Annotated in this window: 27 protein-coding genes; 4 read left to right on the top strand and 23 right to left on the bottom strand. The window is 49.6% G+C overall.

Features of this window, described 5'->3' with window-relative positions:
* Nucleotides 1-101: 101 nt before the first annotated feature.
* Nucleotides 102-1,304 carry a rhomboid family intramembrane serine protease gene (locus THEAE_RS0105495; RefSeq protein WP_052329774.1) on the bottom strand — a complete coding sequence of 401 codons (1,203 nt, stop codon included), beginning with the start codon at nucleotides 1,302-1,304 and terminating at the stop codon, nucleotides 102-104.
* A gap of 179 nt (nucleotides 1,305-1,483) precedes the next feature.
* Here THEAE_RS0105495 and THEAE_RS0105490 point away from each other — a divergent pair, with 179 nt between their 5' ends.
* A complete protein-coding gene (locus THEAE_RS0105490) occupies nucleotides 1,484-1,696 on the top strand; it encodes a hypothetical protein (RefSeq protein WP_005587595.1) in 213 nt (70 codons plus the stop codon).
* A gap of 107 nt (nucleotides 1,697-1,803) precedes the next feature.
* On the opposite strand, the gene THEAE_RS0105485 is transcribed toward THEAE_RS0105490, so the two are convergent.
* From THEAE_RS0105485 to THEAE_RS0105470, 4 genes are all read right to left on the bottom strand, one after another.
* Nucleotides 1,804-2,091 (bottom strand): hypothetical protein, encoded by a 288-nt coding sequence (locus tag THEAE_RS0105485; RefSeq protein WP_005587594.1) that lies wholly within the window; start codon nucleotides 2,089-2,091, stop codon nucleotides 1,804-1,806.
* 124 nt (nucleotides 2,092-2,215) lie between these two features.
* Nucleotides 2,216-3,895: an arginine--tRNA ligase gene (gene argS, locus THEAE_RS0105480; RefSeq protein WP_028986765.1), complete on the bottom strand. Its 1,680-nt coding sequence runs from the start codon at nucleotides 3,893-3,895 to the stop codon at nucleotides 2,216-2,218.
* Between the two features lie 161 nt (nucleotides 3,896-4,056).
* Nucleotides 4,057-4,632 carry a biotin transporter BioY gene (locus tag THEAE_RS20050; RefSeq protein ID WP_052329773.1) on the bottom strand — a complete coding sequence of 192 codons (576 nt, stop codon included), beginning with the start codon at nucleotides 4,630-4,632 and terminating at the stop codon, nucleotides 4,057-4,059.
* A 157-nt stretch (nucleotides 4,633-4,789) separates the two neighbouring features.
* Nucleotides 4,790-5,125, bottom strand: a complete 336-nt coding sequence (locus tag THEAE_RS0105470; RefSeq protein ID WP_156920554.1) for a hypothetical protein — start codon at nucleotides 5,123-5,125, stop codon at nucleotides 4,790-4,792.
* Between the two features lie 214 nt (nucleotides 5,126-5,339).
* Here THEAE_RS0105470 and THEAE_RS22880 point away from each other — a divergent pair, with 214 nt between their 5' ends.
* Nucleotides 5,340-6,086: a hypothetical protein gene (locus THEAE_RS22880; RefSeq protein ID WP_156920553.1), complete on the top strand. Its 747-nt coding sequence runs from the start codon at nucleotides 5,340-5,342 to the stop codon at nucleotides 6,084-6,086.
* 55 nt (nucleotides 6,087-6,141) lie between these two features.
* On the opposite strand, the gene THEAE_RS0105450 is transcribed toward THEAE_RS22880, so the two are convergent.
* The 15 genes from THEAE_RS0105450 to tatA form a co-directional block, all read right to left on the bottom strand.
* The gene (locus tag THEAE_RS0105450; RefSeq protein ID WP_245605528.1) at nucleotides 6,142-6,504 is read right to left on the bottom strand and encodes a metal-sulfur cluster assembly factor; all 363 of its coding nucleotides are present in this window, start codon (nucleotides 6,502-6,504) and stop codon (nucleotides 6,142-6,144) included.
* Nucleotides 6,505-6,571: 67 nt separating this feature from the next.
* Complete coding sequence (locus THEAE_RS0105445; RefSeq protein ID WP_028986760.1) at nucleotides 6,572-6,979, bottom strand: NifB/NifX family molybdenum-iron cluster-binding protein; 408 nt, start codon at nucleotides 6,977-6,979, stop codon at nucleotides 6,572-6,574.
* Nucleotides 6,976-7,518, bottom strand: coding sequence for a GNAT family N-acetyltransferase (locus THEAE_RS0105440; RefSeq protein ID WP_028986759.1), 543 nt, complete (start codon nucleotides 7,516-7,518; stop codon nucleotides 6,976-6,978). The genes THEAE_RS0105445 and THEAE_RS0105440 overlap by 4 nt, the downstream gene beginning before the upstream one ends.
* A 75-nt stretch (nucleotides 7,519-7,593) precedes the next feature.
* A complete protein-coding gene (gene hypE, locus THEAE_RS0105435) occupies nucleotides 7,594-8,598 on the bottom strand; it encodes a hydrogenase expression/formation protein HypE (protein WP_005587583.1) in 1,005 nt (334 codons plus the stop codon).
* A 21-nt stretch (nucleotides 8,599-8,619) separates the two neighbouring features.
* The gene (hypD, locus tag THEAE_RS0105430; RefSeq protein ID WP_028986758.1) at nucleotides 8,620-9,726 is read right to left on the bottom strand and encodes a hydrogenase formation protein HypD; all 1,107 of its coding nucleotides are present in this window, start codon (nucleotides 9,724-9,726) and stop codon (nucleotides 8,620-8,622) included.
* On the bottom strand, nucleotides 9,710-9,934 hold the full coding sequence (locus tag THEAE_RS0105425; RefSeq protein ID WP_005587581.1) for a HypC/HybG/HupF family hydrogenase formation chaperone: 225 nt from the start codon (nucleotides 9,932-9,934) through the stop codon (nucleotides 9,710-9,712). Before THEAE_RS0105425 ends, hypD begins: the two co-directional genes overlap by 17 nt.
* Entirely contained in the window at nucleotides 9,934-12,267 is a 2,334-nt protein-coding gene (gene hypF, locus THEAE_RS0105420) for a carbamoyltransferase HypF (RefSeq protein WP_084213444.1), read from the bottom strand. Before hypF ends, THEAE_RS0105425 begins: the two co-directional genes overlap by 1 nt.
* A 37-nt stretch (nucleotides 12,268-12,304) precedes the next feature.
* Nucleotides 12,305-12,985: a hydrogenase nickel incorporation protein HypB gene (gene hypB, locus THEAE_RS20045; protein ID WP_005587579.1), complete on the bottom strand. Its 681-nt coding sequence runs from the start codon at nucleotides 12,983-12,985 to the stop codon at nucleotides 12,305-12,307.
* 5 nt (nucleotides 12,986-12,990) lie between these two features.
* Nucleotides 12,991-13,341, bottom strand: coding sequence for a hydrogenase maturation nickel metallochaperone HypA/HybF (locus THEAE_RS0105410; protein ID WP_005587578.1), 351 nt, complete (start codon nucleotides 13,339-13,341; stop codon nucleotides 12,991-12,993).
* A complete protein-coding gene (locus tag THEAE_RS0105405) occupies nucleotides 13,334-13,762 on the bottom strand; it encodes a C1 domain-containing protein (RefSeq protein ID WP_005587577.1) in 429 nt (142 codons plus the stop codon). Before THEAE_RS0105405 ends, THEAE_RS0105410 begins: the two co-directional genes overlap by 8 nt.
* Entirely contained in the window at nucleotides 13,759-14,283 is a 525-nt protein-coding gene (locus THEAE_RS0105400) for a HyaD/HybD family hydrogenase maturation endopeptidase (RefSeq protein ID WP_005587576.1), read from the bottom strand. The genes THEAE_RS0105405 and THEAE_RS0105400 overlap by 4 nt, the downstream gene beginning before the upstream one ends.
* 1 nt (nucleotide 14,284) lies before the next feature.
* Complete coding sequence (cybH, locus tag THEAE_RS0105395; protein ID WP_211233473.1) at nucleotides 14,285-15,064, bottom strand: Ni/Fe-hydrogenase, b-type cytochrome subunit; 780 nt, start codon at nucleotides 15,062-15,064, stop codon at nucleotides 14,285-14,287.
* Between the two features lie 10 nt (nucleotides 15,065-15,074).
* On the bottom strand, nucleotides 15,075-16,790 hold the full coding sequence (locus tag THEAE_RS0105390) for a nickel-dependent hydrogenase large subunit (RefSeq protein WP_005587574.1): 1,716 nt from the start codon (nucleotides 16,788-16,790) through the stop codon (nucleotides 15,075-15,077).
* Nucleotides 16,791-16,804: 14 nt separating this feature from the next.
* Nucleotides 16,805-17,872 carry a hydrogenase small subunit gene (locus tag THEAE_RS0105385; RefSeq protein ID WP_005587573.1) on the bottom strand — a complete coding sequence of 356 codons (1,068 nt, stop codon included), beginning with the start codon at nucleotides 17,870-17,872 and terminating at the stop codon, nucleotides 16,805-16,807.
* Nucleotides 17,873-18,083: 211 nt separating this feature from the next.
* Entirely contained in the window at nucleotides 18,084-18,269 is a 186-nt protein-coding gene (gene tatA, locus THEAE_RS0105380) for a twin-arginine translocase TatA/TatE family subunit (RefSeq protein ID WP_028986755.1), read from the bottom strand.
* A gap of 243 nt (nucleotides 18,270-18,512) precedes the next feature.
* Between tatA and THEAE_RS22875 the strand changes: the two genes are divergently transcribed.
* The gene (locus THEAE_RS22875) at nucleotides 18,513-18,695 is read left to right on the top strand and encodes a hypothetical protein (RefSeq protein WP_156920552.1); all 183 of its coding nucleotides are present in this window, start codon (nucleotides 18,513-18,515) and stop codon (nucleotides 18,693-18,695) included.
* A 7-nt stretch (nucleotides 18,696-18,702) separates the two neighbouring features.
* Here the strand turns inward: THEAE_RS22875 and THEAE_RS20040 are convergent, their stop codons facing one another.
* Both THEAE_RS20040 and THEAE_RS0105370 read right to left on the bottom strand, forming a co-directional pair.
* On the bottom strand, nucleotides 18,703-18,894 hold the full coding sequence (locus tag THEAE_RS20040; RefSeq protein ID WP_005587570.1) for a type II toxin-antitoxin system antitoxin: 192 nt from the start codon (nucleotides 18,892-18,894) through the stop codon (nucleotides 18,703-18,705).
* A gap of 11 nt (nucleotides 18,895-18,905) precedes the next feature.
* The gene (locus THEAE_RS0105370) at nucleotides 18,906-19,790 is read right to left on the bottom strand and encodes an SPFH domain-containing protein (RefSeq protein WP_005587569.1); all 885 of its coding nucleotides are present in this window, start codon (nucleotides 19,788-19,790) and stop codon (nucleotides 18,906-18,908) included.
* A gap of 174 nt (nucleotides 19,791-19,964) precedes the next feature.
* On the opposite strand from THEAE_RS0105370, the gene THEAE_RS20035 reads away from it, so the two are divergent.
* On the top strand, nucleotides 19,965-20,291 hold the full coding sequence (locus THEAE_RS20035) for a DUF3905 domain-containing protein (protein WP_084213443.1): 327 nt from the start codon (nucleotides 19,965-19,967) through the stop codon (nucleotides 20,289-20,291).
* Here THEAE_RS20035 and THEAE_RS20030 read toward each other — a convergent pair.
* Nucleotides 20,264-20,896: a flavin reductase family protein gene (locus THEAE_RS20030; RefSeq protein ID WP_052329769.1), complete on the bottom strand. Its 633-nt coding sequence runs from the start codon at nucleotides 20,894-20,896 to the stop codon at nucleotides 20,264-20,266. The two genes, THEAE_RS20035 and THEAE_RS20030, sit on opposite strands and share 28 nt — an antisense overlap.
* Nucleotides 20,897-20,973: the final 77 nt, after the last annotated feature.

Here is a 20,973-nt window from a genome sequence, read left to right as displayed (position 1 = left end):
AGTCTAGACAAAAAAGGAAGAACCTAGACTTCCGTTTTTTCCGCCATCTTCATGAAGCGAGTCTCACCTTCGATGAGTCCGCATGTGAGGCAATGGATGCGTTATTCAAATCCGATCCTGATGCCGTATCCGATGAGGAATATGAGGAGAGCGAAGAGAAAGATCTGCTGCCAACCCCTTTTAGGCGCTTGCGGAAAGCCCGTCCCCCCTGCTGCCAGGAATCCTCCCACCAAACCTCCTAAATGGGCGTACAGGTCAATGGAAGGAACGAGAAGGCTGATCAATAAATTTAATCCGATGATGAAAAGAAGATCCTTGCCAAAACTGCGGAAGAAAAGATCCCTTCTTCGCATCCCGAAAAAGAGAAGTGCCCCGAAGAGGCCGTAAATGGCTCCGGATGAGCCTACGGATACGGTATCGCTATAGAGAAAACTGGCTACGGCCCCTAAGAGTCCCGCCATAAAATAGATGAGGAGAAATCTCGCCCGCCCATACATCCTCTCCACCAACAAGCCTAAATAGTAAAGGGCGATGCTGTTTAAAGCCACATGGAAAAAACCGGAGTGCAGGAAGATCGATGTGATGAGACGCCACCACTCACCCGCTTTGATCGCCGGATTATATTTCGCTCCGAAGCGGATGAGGGTTTCCGGATTTTGACTCCCCCCGTTCACCGTAAGCCACAAAAAAACGAGGAGATTGATTGCAACCAAAACATAGGTCCAGAGAGGTTGAGAGTGAAAGAAGATCTTTCTTATATTTCCCCGTTCCTTCTGCTCTTCTTCAAAGAGTGACCGTTTATATGCAACACTTTCTGCAGGTTCGATCTGCAAAAAAGCCTTTATTTCTTCTTGGGATAAACGAAAAGGAGAATAATCGGTTTTTTGCTGGATTGGTTCCAAAGCCTCCAGATCGATCGCCACCGATTGAAGAAAGGTGTTCTCGCCGATCCGCACCCGCTCCAGTTCATCTATCCTGTGCTGTACATCTTCCATGGGCGTCTTGGGAAAAAAGTAAAGGTTGAGGGCGGTAATTCGGGAGGTGTGAAGGTTTTTTCGAAGCCATTCGGCAAACGCGACGCTTTCTTTAATGCTTCGTTCTACCACTGAACTCCAGACAAAATCGGCAAGACTTAAGCGGATATATCGGAGATCCTGACCCGCTTTTCGAAATAGATGAATGCTCTCTCCGGCATGTTCATCCCCTTCACCAATCTCCGGCATGGAAAGAAGTGAGAAATCTTTATGTTTGATAAGGTAATAAGCGAATGCCCACATATAATTAAGGGATTGTTCTTTTTCCATTTTCTCTCCAACCTAACGAATTCTTTTTCACTATCTTATCAGAATCTGGGGAGAAGAGATAGCCTTCCGCAAACTTTCCTCCACCATCGCTTTTTTAAAGGGGAAATGGAACAAAGAGGTATAAATCAGGAATTTCGGGAATAGATAGGAGAAAGAGGCGAGGAAGAGGGGGGAGACCCTTGCAATCCTATTGGGGATTCATCGATCAACTTCTCTTGATAGTGGCGGTGATTCTTCTCATCACGGTAATGGATACCATCTTAACCCTCATCGAGAAAGAGCAATACATTAAATGGGTTAATTTCCTTGGACTCATCTTGATTTTAAGCCTCATAATGCGGGAGATCCTCGATTTTCTTCATAGTTTAAGAACCTTGCTCCACCGGTTGTAGGGATAAGAGAAAAGAGCCCTTTCCCTTGATACACTAAAAGGCCTTCCCCTTGACGGGGAAGGTCTCCCTACAAGTACTCGTCTCTTCTATTTCATTCATTTATCCCATTAATCTTTTAAACGTTCTTCGATCAATTGAGCCGTTTCCTCCCAATAGGCATCCAGATCCTGATTAAAGAAGTAATCGATGCCGGACACATGGAGATGTGTGACGCTTTCTACTTCTTTTAGAAGCTCCACCCGATCCTTCACATCCAAGGTAAGCCCCATCGCCATTGCATCATCAAATACCGATTCATACCCCTCCTGAAGGAACTTTTCCCTTTTTTTCTCAATCTCCGCCACGTAAAAAGGGGTCTGGATCTCCTTCTTAATGTACATCTTGATCCGTTTCAACCCGGCTCACCTCCATGTAGAAACATCTTAAAAAGCATTACAAATACAATAGAACCACTTTTCCCTTCCGGGGTCAATAGGGAGAACCGGGAAAAAGGATTGAAGGTTTTTTTACATGAATGGTTTAGATTTTGCTAGGGGTTTGCAGGCCCAAAATCTCCAAAGATTCTTTTAAAATCCTTCCTGTTATTTGGGTCAGGGCCAATTTCACCTTCCGTTCCTCCTCTTCTTCCGAAAGGATTCTTTCCTGGTGATAAAAACGATTATATACTTTCGCTAGATTCAGGAGGTAACGGGCAAGCACCGAAGGTTCGTTTCGTTCCACGGTAAGTTTTAATGCCTTGGGAAACCCAAGAATTTCTTTCAATAATTCCCACGCTACATCCCGGGTCAGGCTCTTTCCCTCCGTAATCCCTGTGGGGACTTCCCCGGCCTTCTCCAGCACGCTTTGCGTCCGGGCGTACGTATATTGGACATAGGGGCCCGTCTCTCCATCAAAATTTAACGCCTCCTCCAGGGAGAAATCGACCTCGTGGATGCGGTTATTCTTCAGATCCCCAAAGATAATGGCACCGATTCCCACCGCTTCGGCCACCCTCTCTTTATCGGGAAGGGAGGGATTCTTCTCTTCAATGATTTCCCGTGCCCGTTCTACCGCCTCATCCAGAACCTCCTCCAAGAAGACCACCCTTCCCTTCCGGGTAGACATCTTCTTTCCGGCAAAACGCATCAAGCCAAAGGGAACATGGATGCAAACCTTCGCCCACTCCCGGCCCATCTTCTCCAACACGGCAAAAACTTGTTTGAAATGAAGGGACTGTTCCGCTCCCACCACATAGAGGAGGAGGTCTCCCTTCAACACATCATGGCGATAGATGGCGGTCGCCAGATCACGGGTTGCGTAGATGGTACTGCCATCCGACTTCAGGATGATGCAGGGGGGCATATCACGGTCATCCAGGGATACCACCTGCGCCCCCTCGCTTTCTTCGAGGAGTCCCTTCTCTCTAAGCTCCCGGACGACGGCATCCATCTTGTCGTTGTAGAAACTCTCCCCCATATAATAGTCAAAATCGACATGCAACCGTTCATACATGCGTTTAAACTCTTTTAGGCTCTCCTGAATGAATCTCTGCCATAAGGATCGGGCTTCCTCATCCCCATCTTCCAATTTCTTAAACCAGGCTCTCGCCTCTTCTTCCAGTTCCGGATTATTTTCCGCCTCTTCATGGAAGCGGACATAAAGCTCCAAGTAAGATTTGATGGGATTTTGGGCGATCTTCACTTCATCTCCCCAGCGCTTATAGGCCACGATCTGCTTGCCGAACTGGGTGCCCCAATCCCCCAGGTGATTTACCCGTACCGCATCATATCCGAGCGCCTTATAGGCATGATACAAGGCGTTTCCGATCATGGTGGAACGAAGGTGGCCGATGCCGAAGGGCTTTGCGATATTGGGAGAGGACATGTCGATGATGACACGTTTTCCTTTCCCTAGATCTTCTTTGCCGAAATCAGGCTTCATCGCTTCTTCCAGCGCTTTTACCGCGAAGAAGGAGCGGTCGAAAAAAAAGTTCACATATCCCCCCGTGGCGACTGCCCGAACGGGTCCCCCCGTCATCTTTTCCGCCACCTCTTTAGCGATAAGATGAGGGGCCTTTCGCTCTATTTTGGCCAACGAAAAGACAGGGAAGGCGAGATCTCCCAGGCCGGGATTGGGGGGGATCTCCAAAAGGGATGAAATCTCTTCCTTCGAAAGAGATAGCTTCTCTGCCAAGATTGATGAAATGTAGGATTCTAACATGAGGGGGCCTCCTTTTCCCTGGCACGCACAAGGGTCCCGTTCTAGAGGAAACAGGACCCTTCCATCAGAAACTCTTTTTGTATTATAACGTGTCAAGCGAAGAGGATCAACCGATCGGTTTTGGGAGTTGAATGCATACCGTTCATCATATGCATACCCATTCAGCCGACTCGTGGAGCGGCGAGATTTACCCGTTTCGTCACCCCATACGCGACGACGGCAAAGAGAAGATTGACCGCCACATCCTTGATGAAGTAGGGAATCATCCCCAGGGCAATGTAGATAAGAGAGGCCTCTTTATGGAGATAAAATCCTAAGATCGCCCACATATAAAGAATTCCTACCGCGTACAGGGGAAGCAGGGAGACCACCATCCCGAGCTGAAAGCGGAAAAGGCTTTTCTTCCGACGGACCAACCAAGCGCTCACATAGGCAGACAAGAGATAACCGAGAATGAAACCGAAGGTGGGGCTGACGATGTAAATCAAACCACCTGTCCCCTCCGCATACACAGGGAGCCCTATCAGGCCAAGAAGTAGATAGAGAAACATGGCCATAACGCCCAGGCGCCCACCCAGGAGAGCTCCCGCCAATGCGGAGATCATGGGCATAAGACTGATCGGCACGCTTACCCCCAGGACCATCACAGGGGGAAGAATTCGCACCAGGTAAATGCTCACTACCGATAAAGCGACGAATAAAGCCACGTAGGCCATCTCAACGGTCCGAAAACGCACGACAACCCTCTCCTCCCGAGTCTTTGTAAAGAATCCTTTGGAAAGGATTCTTTACTACCAGCCTACGGGATGGGAGTTATTTTGTCAACTATAAATTAATATTTTTTGGTTTACTAAAAGATCGTAAATTACCGATAAGGTTTTATTGCATCACCTTCTATGATAACGGCGGAGAAATGGACCTATCACGGTAAATCCGAATATATTCCATCTTCCCCGTGGGGATTTCGGCGATTTTTTTCCCATTTTCATCGAGGAGGACCTTCACCTCTTGATACACCTCCACATTCCAATCCCTCTCCTCTCTCACCCCTTCATACCGATAGTCGAAATAATAATCGTGGTAAAGCGGTTCGCTGACCGTGGCAAAAAGAGCGCCCGATTCTTCCACCTGGTGCCGAATCTGTTCCCATGCAGGTTTTAGGATGAGAAAGATGAGATATGCGTTGCTTAAAACGGCAAGCGCCAGAAAAAAGGGAATCCTCTTTTTCATCATCAAGCCTCCATCCCTTCTCCTCTTCCCCATTTTATTCCTCTTTGGGACAAATAGAACAGAGTTAGGCGAAAAGAAACCGACTTGGGCGTACAGGTCCTATTTTCCCTGCATAAAGTAATTAAGTAGGAAACGATTCAGGGACAGCGCATCTTCCATCGCCCCATACCAGGCTGGCATCCTGAATACGTGATGGAGAATGAGGAGGAAAACGATGCCTGGCAATAATTTTCTTGGAGGCTTGCTTAACTTTCTCATGCCGAAAAACAATCCCCCTCTAGGTCCAGGCCGAGCCGGCGGATATCCAGGCTTAGGTGGGCTTCCGGGTGGGTTTCCCGGCTTTAACCGCCCACAGGCCCTCCCTCCCCAAGGGGGTGGATTGTTCGGCTCGAAACCTGGCGGTGGATTCCCGGGAATGGGATCTCCAGGTAAACCGGGAGGATTATTTAATTTCGGGACATCACCTGGTGGAACTCCAGGATTACCCGGTTTTGGGGCACCTTCCGCACCAGGTGCGGGCAATGCGGGTCTCGGCGATCTCTTTAATCTTTTGAGATCGGTCGATATCGGAAAAGTGATAAACGGGTTCAATACATTCCGTACCACCTTGTCCAACATTCAGAAGATCGCCCAAACCATTAACCAACTGGGAACCATCGCCGGAAATTTAAATCAGATCATGAAAAATGTTGATGTGAATTCTCTCCTTTCTTTATTGGCTCCTGCAGAAGAAGGGGATGGAGAGGGAGGGGAGAACCAAACGGAGAATCCCCCCAACGTAAAGCAGGATGAGCAGAAAGAGGAACCGGTCCCTGCCCGCTATACGAAAAAACGAAAGAAAAAGAAGAAGGTCTCCGTGAAACCCGCCTCCGTGAAAAGAAAAAAGAGGAAAGCCGGAGCAGCCAATCCTTTGATTCAGATGAAAGGAAAGGGCGGAGTAAGACGGGGAATCCAGGGGTAGATAAAGAAAACAAAAAGACTCCCGCCTTCTTGATTGGAGGGGAGTCTTTTTAGATTTAGCGAATGCCCAACATCATCTTGGCCATATTGGACATTCTTTCTTTATCCCAGGGAGGATTCCAAACCAACTCCACGAAGACATCGCTATACCGGCCTAATTTCATGAGCGCTTTTTTTACATCTTCGGAGATGGTTCCGGCCAGGGGGCAACCAATCGCGGTGAGGGTCATGAGAATTCTCACCCTTTTTTCCTCATCCACATGGATCTCATACACAAGACCGAGATTTATAATGTCCATCCCGATTTCGGGATCTTCTACTTCCATCAGGGCTTCGATGATCTCCTGCTGTTCGCTCTCCTCTTCTACTCCGCTAAAATGGATGGGAGCTACATTCATCAGCTCGTCGGATAAAGACAAGGCGGTCACTCTCCTTTCTACCTCTTATTTTATCCTGAACTGCGGAAATTGAACAGTCACAAAGAGTTTATTCGGTAAATCCCTGATCGATGACGGCTTGCACGACCTCCCTCGCTCTTCCCCGAGCTCCCGTCACCACTTTAATCTTCGTTTCCTGGAGAACCCTCTTTAGACCCGGGCCTGCATGATCGACCAAGAGGAGATCAACGCCGTGATCCACCAGGTAATTTTTAATGATCTCCTGGTGATTGGCAGAATGATGCCCATGACCATGCTGATGCTCGTGGGGATGATCATCATGGTCGTAGGGATGATGATCGTGGGAGTCTTCCCCATGCGTAGCGGCAAAGGGAGCCTCTTCCTCCGTCCACTCTTTGATTTCTTTTTCCTCAACCACCGCGAAAGCGATTCGATTGGCCCGGCCAAAATGGGCATTAACCATCCCGTTGGGCAATACCGCCACGGCTACTTTCATGATTGAACGCTCCCTTCATATTCTTCCCGTAATAAACCCATCACGATTTTATCATGATACGCTCCGTTGCGGAAAATCTCTTGGCGCAAAACCCCCTCCCGCTTAAACCCGCATTTCTCGTAACTTTTTATCGCCCGTTGATTGAAAGAGTAGGTCGTAAGGGATACTTTGTTCATGTTCATCTCTCGAAAGGCGAAACGGATCAACACCCTCATGGCATCGGTACCGAATCCTTTCCCCAAAAAGTGCGGATCGCCGATAAAAATCCCCACCTCAGCGACGCGGTTCTTCCAATCCACCTTGTTGATCCCGCAGCTGCCGATATACCTCTCCTCTTCCAGCGTTTCGATGGCAAAACTATAGATCTCACGATTGGCCGATTGGCTCTCGTACCATTTGATTTCGTCCTCAAAGGTATATGGATAGGGAATATCCGGAGCCAAATATTTTCGAACCTCATAATTGTTTAGATACTGCTGGGCGAGGGGAAGATCTTCCCTTCGGTAAGCCCGCAAACGCACTTTCTCTCCCGCATACATAAAAGCCCCTCCTTCAAGAATGATCATTCGCCGATTTTCATCCTCTTCGACAGGGAGGGGCTGATTTCCTTCTTTTTAACAAATGCGAGGAAGCTGCATGCCGGAGAGGCGGTAGATTCTCCGCGTAGATCCGAGCGGCATGCGGAGGAAAAGCTTTCCCTCTCCCCTACGGGTTACGCGGCCGATGAGGGCAGCCTCCCTTCCTTCCTCCGTTTCCCGCAGGGCTTGTAGAACTTTCTCTTCCTCCCCTTTTCGGACGATGAGGATCACCTTTCCTTCATTGGCCAGATAGAGGGGATCTAACCCTAAGATATCGCATGCTCCGCTTACTTCCCGTTTAACGGGAATGGCATTTTCTTCGATTTCCATGGTGACATGAAAATCCTCGCAGATTTCCACCAGGGTGGTGGCTAACCCTCCCCGGGTCGGATCCCGCATCATGCGAATGCCTTGGCTTGCCTTACGCACGTTAGAAATCAGGGGATAGAGGGAGGTGCAATCACTCTTCATCTCGGTTGTAATTCCCAACTCACCCCGGGCGGCCAGGATGGCCACCCCATGATCGCCTACCGTTCCTGAAACGATCACCGCATCTCCTTCTTCCATTTCTTCAGGATGAAGTTCCTCCCCTGGAGGAATCACTCCGATCCCTGCGGTGTTGATGAAGATGCCGTCGGCGCTTCCCTTCTCCACCACTTTGGTATCTCCCCCCACGATGCGAACTCCGCTCTTCTTCGCCTCTTCTGCCATCGTTTCTACGATGGTGCGGAGCGCATCCAGGGGAAATCCTTCCTCAATAATATATCCACAGGTGATATAGAGGGGATGGGCCCCGCTTACGGCCAGGTCGTTTACCGTACCGGCAACGGCGATCTTTCCAATATTCCCACCTTGAAAAAACGGAGGGCTCACCACAAACGTATCGGTTGTATAGGCAATCTTGCCCGCAGGAAGCGTTAACAGCGCAGCATCCAGTCTTGCCTGGTCGTGATGTCCAAAATGTTCCACAAAAAGTTCCCGGATCAGGCGATGGGTTAATTCCCCGCCTTCACCATGTTCCAGGCTAATCCGCTCCTTCATCTCTCCTCCTCCTCACCGTCTCTATTCCCGCAGATATTTATAATGGGCGGAACAGCTCCCCTCCGAAGAGACCATACAAGGACCAATGGGCTTCATCGGGGTACATGCCTTCCCAAACAGAGGACAATCCTCAGGGCCTACCAATCCCCGGATGATTTCACCGCAGCGGCATTTGGTTTTGATCGGTTCTCCCACCGTAACGGGAAAGCGGATTTTCGCATTCAGGGAACGATATTCCTCCCGGATATCCAGCCCGCTTTTAGGAATCACACCGATCCCCCGCCAGGCTTCATCGTTCGGCGTAAAAAAGGTCTCCATGATGGTGAGGGCTTGGGGATTTCCTTCATCCTTTACCACCGATTTATAATTATTGATAATCTTCGCCTCTTCTTTTAATCCTAATTCAATTAGAAGATAAATGGAACTTAACATCTCATTCATCTCAAAACCGGAGATCACCCCAGGAACCCCGTACTCATCGACCAAATAGCTGTATTGATTCTTTCCCAAGACGACGGAAACATGCCCAGGGAGGAGAAATCCGTCCAGCTTGGCCTCTCCGCTATCCAGCAAGTAACGGACGACCGGTTCCACCAGTTTGGTCGTAACCCACATGCTAAAATTTTTTACGCCATCCTCCCATGCCTCTTTTAAGGCAATCCCCAAAACCGGGATGGTGGTTTCAAAACCAACTCCGAGAAAAATCACCTCATTATCGGGATTTTCTTTAGCAATGCGAACCGAATCGGAAGGGGAATAGACAACGCGAATGTCCTTTCCCTCCGTCTTCGCCTTCAGGAGGGAACCCTTGGATCCTGGGATACGCAGCATATCCCCGAAGGTACAGATGATGCGGTTTTCTCCCTCCGTTAAGGCGATCATGGCGTCGATCGTCTTCTGATCGGTAACGCAGACCGGACAACCGGGCCCGGAAATAAGTCGGACGTGATCTTTTAACGCCCGTTTAATTCCCGTCCGGGCCAAGGCATGGGTATGGGATCCACACACCTCCATATAGGCCGGCGGATGCCCGTATTTTTCCTTAAAACGATCCGCCAGGCGGATCACTTCCCGGAGAAGCGATTGGCCCAGGCCGGCATCCTGAACTTCTTTAAGAATGGGTTCCATCAACCAGCTTCCTCCATTCTTCGATGCTGACCACAGCAAACATTTCATCCACGATCTGGAGAGCCTGCCCCGCATGGACGAGGACATAATCTCCCACTTGCACATCAGGGACGAGGAGAATGCCCACCGTCATTTGGGAACCTAAAACATCTACCTTCGCTGTAAATTCATCACGCTCCAATACCTTTGCCGGTACTCCAACACACATTACATTTTCCTCCTTCGGTGGGCAGCCACCATGAGCTGCCCATAGGATAATCCTCCATCGTTTGTAGGAAGTTGATGATGGGTAAAAACCTGAAAACCTAATTCTTTCATCCTCTTCTGTAACTGAGTGATCAGATAAGGATTGTGAAAACTCCCGCCGGATAAGACGAGATTCTTGAGGTAAGAGGGGTGATGATCCGATAACGTCGTAATAAGTTCAATGCTTGCTGAAACGATGGTTTCGTGAAATCGTCCGATCACTTCCCCGACCGGTTTCCCGTAAAAGCGGTCTTTTACAATGGAAGCAATCGTTGGAGCCATATCTAATTCTGCGATCTCCCCCTTCCAGTGAATGGAGTAAGGATAGGATGGATACACATCATCCGCATCGATCGCTTCCGAAAGGAGTATGGCGGCCTCTCCGTCATAGGTGGAAACGGGACAAATCCCTAAAATGGCGCTTACCGCATCAAAGAGACGTCCGCATGTGCCGGCCAAGGGGGTATTGTATGCCTTTTTCACCATGTTGACCAGTACCGGGATCTCTTTCACCCTCTCCGGAAAGAGCCGTTTCGCCCATTCCTCCCCCTCCTCTCCGAAGAGGTCCACAAGCATCCCCACCGCATTGCGCCAAGGTTCCCGAATCGCCTTTTCTCCCCCTGGCAGCGGCGTATAGCGAAGGTGGGCCAGTCGCTTCACATGGGCATAATCTCCGTAAAAAAACTCAAAACCCCAAATCTTCCCATCCTCCCCGTAGCCTGTTCCGTCTAAAATGAGGCCAAAAGAAGATTCCTTCATCCCGTTCTCCCCCATGCAGGAAGCCATGTGGGCATGATGATGCTGGACCGGGATGATCTTTGCGTGATCCTCATTCTCTACGATTTCCTCCGCTATTTTACGATTGCTAAATTGGGGATGAAGATCGACGGCAATCGCTTCCGGAGCAATGCCCATCCATTTCATCAGGTGCTGAAACTCCCGCTTAAAGTGATCGATCACCTCCAGATTCTCCATATCCCCGATGTGGGGGCCGATAAAGATCTGGCCATACCTGCCGATGGCAAAGGTGTTCTTTTGCTCTCCTCCTAAAGCCACGATTCCATGGACCGGAGCTTCCGTAAAGAGGGGATCGGGAACATATCCCCGGGAACGCCGGAGGAAGTCGGTTCTACCGTCAACCAGGCGAACAACGGAATCATCCAGGGGATGAAGAATCGGCCGGTTATTCCATAAGATGAAATCGGCGATCCCCTCCATATAGGCGAGGGCCTCTTCATCCCGGTAGAGGATGGGGAGGCCGGAGGGATTGGCGCTGGTCATCACCAGATAGGGAAGTCCTTTCTCTTCCAAGAGGAGGTGGTGAAGGGGGGTGTAGGGAAGCATCACCCCGACGGTCGCCATCCCCGGTGCGATGGATGGAGCAAGGGAGCTCTTCTCTTTTTTCCTGAGAATGAGAATCGGTGCTTCCGGTGAAGAAAGAAGCTTTTCCTCCCTTTCCGAAACCTCGCAGATTTGATGAACTGCAGCAAGGTTTGCCGCCATGATGGCTAAGGGGCGTTTTGGCCGGTTCTTTCTCCTTCTGAGACGTGCGACCGCCTCTTCCTCAGTGGCGTCACAGGCCAAATGATACCCGCCGATCCCCTTCACCGCGATGATCTTTCCCCCCCGTAGAAGTTGCTTCGCCTCCTCGATGGGGTCCCCTGGCAAAGGAGTCCCCCCCAAATCGACCAATTCCAAACGGGGACCACAGGCTGGACACGCATTGGGCTGGGCATGATGGCGACGGTTTAACGGATCTTTATATTCCCTTTCACATGCCTCACACATGATAAAGCGCTTCATGGAGGTATAGGGGCGATCATATGGCAATGCTTCAATAATCGTATACCGGGGACCACACTGGGTGCAGTTAATAAAAGGGTAGCGGTAACGGAAATTCTCCGGATCCCGCATCTCCTTCAGGCATTCCTCACAGACGGCCGAGTCGACGGGAATCACGAGGGAAGACTTTCCCTCCCGTTCACTGGGTATAATGGTAAATTCTTTATATCCCTTCCATGCTTCAGGTTCCACCCTTATTTCATGGATCTTAGATAAGCGGGGAGCTTCTTCCCGGATCGCCGCCAGGAACGACCGGATCGCCTCCCCTTTCCCTTCCGCATGGATAAATACCCCATCCATGTTGTTTTGGACCGTACCTCGTATCCCATGTCTCTCCGCAAGGCGATAGATAAAGGGGCGAAATCCTACGCCTTGCACCCGTCCTTTTACCGTTACTTTTACAGAGTCTTTCCTGTGATGAATGGGGTGGTCCGCCATTTGGTTCTTATTCATCGCTTCTCCTTCGGATCATCTAGATCTCTTTCGATCTTTACTTTGTTTCCAACTCCTTTTGGGCCTTGGTCCATTCCTCATACGCCTTGTCGATCCAGGCATACCATTCTTCCAGATTGGTTCCTTTCCTGGCGGAAACCGGAATGAGCCGGGAGGAGGGATTAATATTCTTCAGGTCCTCAATCGCCTCTTCGATGCTAAAATCGAGGAGATCGATGAGATCAATCTTATTCAGGAGAACCAATTCCGTTCTCTGGTACATGACAGGATATTTTAAGATCTTATCGTTTCCCTCCGGGACGCTCAACATGGTAATGTTGCGGCCTTGTCCCAAATCATAGCTGGAGGGGCAGATGAGATTCCCCACATTTTCGATGAAGATGAGGTCATACTCGTCGTCTTGGAACTCCGGCAAAACTTTTGCCACCATCCGGGCATCCAAGTGACAGGTGCCGTTGGTATTAATCTGTACCGCCTTCGCACCGGCCGCCCGGATCCTGTCCGCATCCTTTTGCGTCGCCAAATCCCCCTCAATCACTCCGATTCGATATTTCCCTGCCAAATCCGCCACCGTTTTTTCCAAGAGAGTCGTTTTCCCTGAGCCCGGTGAACTCATGATGTTAATTGTAAGCGTGTTTTTCTTGCGAAAAAGATCCCGGTTAAAGCGAGCCGCTTCATTGTTATTCGAAAGGACATCTTCGGTTAAGATGATTTCCATGGCATTTAACTCCCTTCATATGATCTTACCTGTAATGTTTCTCCGGAGATGATCTTCCCCGTCGGCATTCCGCAGTGGGGACAGAGGGCGAGACGCTGGTCGGGGATATACTCCTCATTGCAGAGCACACAGCGGGCTTTAGCCTCTTCCCGCTCGATCACCAGCTTTGAGTCTTCCGTCAGAAAGGGAATGCCGGAAGCCCGGTAAATTTCGAAAGCCATCTCCAAAGCATCCGGCATCGCATTGGAGAGATCACCGACAATCAGATGAATCTGGTTTACCTTGGTAAAGTTTCGTTCCTTCACATCCTTCTCCACGAGGGAAAGGATATCGCCCATCAACGCCAATTCATGCATCTTTTTTCACCCCGATGAACCAGATTTCCTCCTCCTGCTTCATAGGAGCCGGAGTTAAGTGTAGCTCACCTTCCTCCGTATCCAAATGGAAGTCCTTGTCACAGGAGAGACATTTCAATCGCCGCCGATAAGAGAGATAATGGAGAAGGCTACCGCATTCCGGGCAGCGATTCTCCACTCCTCTCGTTTCTTCTTTATTCTTTTTGTAGAGAAAAAACTCCTTTTTCCCCAACCGCACCGACTCCACTTGCTCCCCTTCAAGTTTTCCACGAATCCCTGTGGAAACCCAAGTGACCCCGATCAGCCGATCTACCGTCTCCTCGATTTTCTTAGCATCCTCCTCTAGAAATGGGAGACTTACCTCTTTTACCGTATCGATCAGGCTCTTTTTCAGCTCGCGCAAAAACTCCAGTCGGTTCATCGCCGATCCGTTCCTTTTTGAGATACGAGCATTTCCTCTTTCATCCAGGCATCCACCTGCTCTTTTACCTTAGCCACTAAATGAGGAAGGGATTCTCTCACCTTCTCTGAAAGTTCCACACCCAATTCCAACGATACGGGCTGTACGCCAATCATGACGATCTTATTCGGATAAGCTTCCCGCAATTTGGCGGCAAACAAAACTTCCTGGAAGGTTACTTGATGGATCGACATCTTAATTCCATAATAGGCCGGAATCTCATCATCGTATAAAAAGATAAGGCTTCCTCCCTCTTTCCCCGCATTAATCGCATCGATCACAATGAGATAATCCGCGGACTCCACCGGACCCAGCAGCTTTATCCCATCGGTAGAACCTTCCACCAACTCCACGTTATCGTACCCTGCGAAAGCTTCCTCCAAAAGGGGCAGGGCGTGAACGCCTACCCCTTCGTCGGAATAAAGGGTATTTCCGATGCCGAGGATGGTGATCATCGGTTTCTTACGAAGAGGTTCCACCATCTCAATCCTCTCCTGTCACGTGATCTTTCGGCTCGATCTTATACCCTGTAAAGATGGAGGACATCGTCCCATTGCGGGAAAGGTAATCTTCCCGGATGGCCAAGTAAACATGAGCAATCAAGAAGATCATAAAAAACCAAGCGACGAGATGATGCCAAGAGCGGATGAGGAAACTGTTCCCAAACAGATAGGGAACCCAGGCAAACAAGGAACCAAGGAATGACTCCGGCTGCGGCTCAAAGAACATATAAAAACCGGTCAACACCATCACCAGGGAGGCCACCCCGAGGAGCCAGTAGGTAAGCTGTGCCATGGGATTATGCCCTAGGTAATGGGGTTTCTTATTCTTCAAGAAGAGATAGAACTTCAACGTCTCATAAAGACCCGTCCAAAAAGACTTCTTAAGGGGGTTCGCTACGGAATACCGATTCCCCCATAGGATCCAATATAGGCGGAAGAGCCAGTTGAGGGTGAAAATAAAGGCGGCTACGAAGTGAATGATCCGCACCCAACCCATCAGGTAAGAGTAAGAAGCCTCTTCCGGCACCGTGGGGCTGACAAATGGATTGCCGATATAAATTCCTGTCGCCATCAACACGATGATCGCCAAGGCATTGATCCAGTGAAAGATACGGATGGGCAATTCCCACACCAATACCTTCACCGTATCGCCATGAAGCGGCACCACTTTGGCAGGTCGCCCTTTCGGCCGTTTCTCAAGCCGTGTTGGAGTTGGAAGGGAACCAGGGGGCGCCTGAATATCCGGTGTAATCTCAGCCATATCCATCCTCCTAACTTAAACGGATTTCCATCATTTCTTTCTTTTCCGTATCCGTCAAGTGCACCGCACAGGCTAGGCAGGGGTCAAAGGAATGAACCACCCGTAAGATCTCGAGGGGCTGCGCAGGATCGGCCAACGGAAGCCCATTCAAGGAAGCTTCATAGGCGCCGATGTTATTGTTATGATCCCTGGGAGAGGCATTCCACGTCGTTGGAACGACCGCTTGGTAATTCTTCACCTTGCCGTTCTCAATTTCAATCCAGTGTCCCAAAGAACCCCGTGGCGCTTCCATCCATCCCACTCCTTTGGCATTCTGCGGCCAGGTCTCCGGCTCCCATTTGGAACGGTTAAAGGTGACCATATCTCCATTCTTGATGTTGGCGAGAAGTTCATTCATATCTTCCCGCATCCAGCCGGCGATCAGTTTCGTCTCAAGCCCCCGAGCGACGGTGCGCCCTAAAGCGGATCGCATGGCGGAAAGAGGAATATTTAATTGTTTTAAGGTGTCATCCACAATTTGCTTGAAATCATCACGTCCTGCGGCATAGCCGATCAGAATGCGGGCGAGCGGTCCCGTCTCCATCGGCTTATCCTTCCAACGGGGCGATTTAAGCCAACTGTACTTTTCTTCCGTATTCAAGTTCTTATAGGGAGCCTGGGGTCCGGTGTAATTAAAGGTGGTCTCCCCTTCCCACGGGTGCTTGCCCCCGCCCGGTTTCCCATCATAGGAGTACCAGGAATGGTCGATATATTCTTTGATTTGCTCTACATCTTTGGGGTCGACGTCCAGAATTTCATTCATGTTTCCATCGACAATTACCCCACGGGGAACCCGGTATTTATCCACATCGCGGATGTCGCCTGTGGAGAAATCGCCAAAGGAGAGATAATTGTTTAACCCTCCGCCATAGGTCCAATCCTTATAGAAGGAACCGATGGCCAACAGATCGGGAATATAAACTTGATTGACGAAATCGACGGCTTCATTGATCAACCGATCTACATGCATCAGCCGTTCCGCATGAATGCTGTTATCCACATTAATATCGATCGGAGTCGCCATTCCCCCCACTACATAATGGGGATGGGGGTTCTTTCCGCCAAAGATGGTGTGAATCTTCACCACCTCTTTTTGCCACTCCAGTGCATCCAAGTAATGGGCCACAGCTAGAAGATTTACTTCCGGAGGAAGCTTATACGCAGGGTGTCCCCAATAGCCGTTGGCAAAAATTCCTAGCTGGCCGCTATCCACCACCCGTTGTACCTTCGCCTGGACATCTTTAAAGTAACCTGGAGAAGACTTCGGATAGCTGGAGATGGATTGGGCGATTCTGCTTGTCTCGTTGGGATCCGCTTTTAAGGCGCTCACCACATCGACCCAATCCAACGCATGCAGGTGGTAAAAATGAACCACATGGTCATGGACAAACGTGGTGGCATTCATGATGTCCCGAATCAGGTGGGCATTCCTTGGGATGCGGATATCCAGCGCATCCTCCACCGAGCGGATGGAGGCCAAGGCATGAACGGTGGTACAAACCCCGCAGATCCTCTGCACATACGCCCACACATCACGGGGATCCCGGTCTCGTACAATCAGCTCAATCCCCCGAACCGCCGTCCCCGAACTATAAGCGCTCTTAATCTGTTTATCCTGAATATCGGCTTCAATGCGTAAATGTCCTTCAATACGGGTTACCGGATCGACAACAATACGTTCCGCCATTCAATTCACCTCATTCATTCTCCAGATTGTCCTTTGCGTTTCTTGGCGATCACCGTCGCCGTGGCATGAACGGCTACCCCCGCCGCCGTTACCGCCGCAGCAGCGACGCCGATTGTCTCAGGATTGATGGTGGTCTGGGTACCGGGAACCTTCGCCCTTCTCACATAGAAAGGACCATTATCCCAGAAATTCTCTTCGGAACACCCAATGCAGGGATTCCCCGAGAGTATGGGGAAACTGGTCCCCCCATTCCACCGTACTTCCGCACAGGCATTGTAGGTTGTTGGCCCTTTGCAACCTAGTTTATAAAGGCAGTATCCTTGCCTTGCCCCTTCATCATCAAAGGATTCGGCAAAAAGCCCCGCATCGAAATACGCCCGCCGGTTGCACTTGTCATGAATCCGATGACGATAGAAAGCTTTCGGCCTACCACTCTGGTCCAGTTCCGGAATCGCCCCGAATGTAATGATATGGGCGATCACCCCCGTCATCACTTCTGCGATGGGAGGGCATCCGGGAACGCGAATAACAGGTTTTCCCGAAACAAAATCGGTGACCGGATGGGCTTTCGTCGGGTTCGGATAGGCGGCCGGAATCCCTCCCCAGGAAGCGCAACTTCCATAGGTGATGATCGCCTTTGCCCCCTTTGCCGCTTCTTCAAAGAGCTCCCGTCCTGAATGCCCCCCAATGGTGAGGTACTGGTAACTTTCCGGGATGCTTCCCTCCGTTACCAGTACATATTCCCCATAATGATTTTTTAACACGTTCTGACGCGCCTCTTCCACCTGGAGACCTGAGGCGGCCGACAAAACTTCGGTATACTCCAGGGAGATCATGTCGAACAAGATGCTTTCGAGCTTCGGATGGGTGGTCCGAATGAACGATTCGGAACAACCCGTACAATCCTGAAACTGCATCCAGATGACGGGCACCCGTGGTGTGCTCTCCATGGCCTTTACCACGTTGCCGGACATGGAAACATCAAGCCCCATGGTGGCGGCAAGCGCCGTACACATCTTGAGGAAGTCGCGTCGCGATACCCCCCGTTGCAACGCCTCCTCATAAATCGTCTTAGACCCCATATCATCATCTCCTCTTAAAAGGAAAATGGATTACAAAACCATGCTAATCCAATCACAACGAAAAATCTATGAAACTCCGTTTTATGTCATAAAACTTTTAAGAACCCCCTTCATTATACCCATGGGGGTGTAAGAAATGGTGTAAGCGTTTTCTGAGTTCAACGAATTCAATAAGAAAGATAAAAAAACGTGATTATGCCTCCTATGCTGATCACGCCTTATGCTCGGCCTCTTTATCGGATTTCTCATTGAACATCTCATTCGTCGCCGTTTTAAACTCCCTGATGGTCTTTCCGAAGGCACGCCCCAGCTCAGGCAGTTTATTGGGTCCAAAAATAATTAATGCAAGAATAAGGAGCAAAATCAAACCTGGAATCCCGATATTTTGAAATGGCATCGATATCACCTCCCTGGTCGCAAATACGGTTCCGTCACTTTCATTATCACCCTCCCCCGTATAGGCGTCAATCAAATTCGAGGAAAGGACATAAATCTGTCATCATTCCCACTCTTAAAAAAAGTGAATTCTCCCTTATTTCCGCCGATTTATTCGATGATGCGTCCGGCAACCGAAGACTTCCTTTTTCAACTTGTTCATAATAAAAACCCCCTCATCATCCGATAAAAGGGGGCTGTTTTCATGATTTATCTAGTATTTATAGTAATATCTGTCTACTCCATTTTTATTTTACTCACTGCCGATCCATCGCGCCAATCCTCTTTTTTTGATGCAAACTTCTCCATCCTTTTCTATTACGATCTGTCGCATTACGATCTGTCGCCCATTCCCGCTTATCATATCGTTCACTTCTCATCCCATTAACTGTAACCTACGGATCTTTCTTCTCTCTTTGATCCGGTGTCCCCCGCTTTTCCTTCAGTCTCCCCTCTCGCCTCAAACTCTCCCGCAGCAGATATTCGATATGAGCATTGACGCTGCGAAATTCATCGGTGGCCCACTTCTCAATAGCCTCGTAGATGGACGGATCTAAGCGGAGCGGAAACTGTTTCTTTCCTGCCATCTTCCTTACCTCTAATAAAGAGTGCCTGCATTAATAACCGGTTGGGCTCCTCGTTCGGAAACGATGGCCACCATTAAGTTGTTCACCATCGCCGCCTTCCGCTCCTCGTCCAATTCCACCATCCCATCGGCTTCTAGCTGGCGAATCACCATTTGCACCATGCCCACCGCCCCTTCCACGATTTTCTGGCGAGCCGCCAGAATGGCTGCGGCTTGTTGCCGTTGCAACATGGCCCCGGCAATTTCCGTCGCATAGGCCAAATGGGTAAGACGAGCCTCCATCACTTCCACCCCAGCCACCGCAAGCCTTTTTTGAAGATCCTTCCCCAGTTCAGCGGCGATCTCGTCGGTATTGCCCCTGAGGGAGAAACCTTCCTCTTCAAAGAGATCATAGGGGTAGAGGCTGGCGATATGTCGGATGGCCGTCTCGCTCTGAATCTCCACGAACTCCTCGTAGTTATCTACGTCAAAAAGTGCCTTCGCCGTATCGACCACCTTAAAGACGATCACCGCAGCAATCTCGATGGGGTTTCCCTGCTGATCGTTCACCTTCAACTTGGCGCTGTTAAAGTTTCGCACCCTTAAGGAAACTTTTTTCCGAGCAGAAAGGGGGATGCTCAGATAAAAACCTGCTTCCCTTACACTGCCGATGTATTTCCCAAAAAAGGTGAGGACAACCCCATGATTGGGCTGCACGATGAAAAGGCCCGTGGCAATAAAGAGACCAACGAAGATGATTAGAATGCCTAAAACAATTCCCAATACCGCCATGGTCACCTCTTCATCCATCGCAAATCGAATTCCCTTCCATAAGATCAAAGCCCCTGCGATGACCAAAATGAAAAAGAGGAGAAGCCCCAAGAAACCATTTACTCTCCATGCTTCTTTTTCTTTCATGGGAAACCCTTCTTTCTTCTTCGAAAATGGTGAGATCCTCTTACATCATTATGATATCATTTTAATATTTATTAAGCAAGGTCTTTTCAAACTAACCCTTAAAGCATAAAATCCCTTAGAATAAATAGACTAAAGAATGAATTGATGAATCGAAAAGGAAGGGAAGAATATAATATGTCGTCATATCAAAACCATCATCCCGGTCAGGATGGGAAGACCGCAAAAAAAAGAAAGGATCCACATGCTCCTTTCGTGAATGAGTACGGCGTTGTCATTGGCGACAACTTCTACAACTCCCCCAATTCTCCTTTACATCATTGGAGCACCGAGATGGATCCCGCCATCATGGCAGGCGATGAGTGGGTTCATCCTACCCGAGACATCGGCTGGAGAACTGCAGCGAATCAGGAATTGCGCGAACAGGGTCTCCCTCCCCAAGGGGTTCCTTTTATGCACCCAACCCATGATGTAAGCTACAATGCGGAAGATCCGGAGGAATGAGGAACAGCCTCCCGTACGTTGCGTTGATCGGGGATCGCATCCCATTCCACCTCGTTCCTTTCCTTATTTAATAGAATGTAACGATCCTTATTCCTTTCCATATCTTTCCCAAGGTACAGGGGAAGCGTCACGTTCTCCCATACGGGAAATCCCATAGGATCCAGCTTCTCTTCATCCTTATACGCGGCTAGAATCTCCCCCACAAACCAGTGATGATCTCCAAGGGGGTAAACTTCTTTTACCCTGCATTCATAGGCAACATGAGCCAGAGGAATGATGGGCATCCCCGTTTCGGCTCCTGGTTCGGAGGGGATGCTCGCTTTTTGAAACTTATCTGCCTCACGCCCCGAATTCCTGCCGGCCAGCTCGATCCACTCGATCTTTTCGGCAGGGAGGAAGTGGACGGCAAAGGCTTCCGCCTTACGGATCATCGAGTAGGAATAGCGCTCTTCTGAAACGGCCACCCCATAAAGGGGAGGATTCATGGAGAGCATGGAGTGCCACCCTGCGGCCATCATGTTCTTTCTCCCTCCCCACTCCACGGTGATGATGGCAATCTGGCTTGGATATCCATACGGGAAAATCCCCATCTGCCTTGTTAACATCGATCCATCTCCTTCTTCATCTCCATTGTATGTTCATCTTGATTATATGCTTGTCCATCCCCGTAAACATGATTTTA

Origin of the sequence: Thermicanus aegyptius DSM 12793 (assembly GCF_000510645.1) — a bacterium.
Lineage (GTDB): Bacteria > Bacillota > Bacilli > Thermicanales > Thermicanaceae > Thermicanus > Thermicanus aegyptius.
This window is presented reverse-complemented; position numbering and strand designations above follow the sequence as displayed.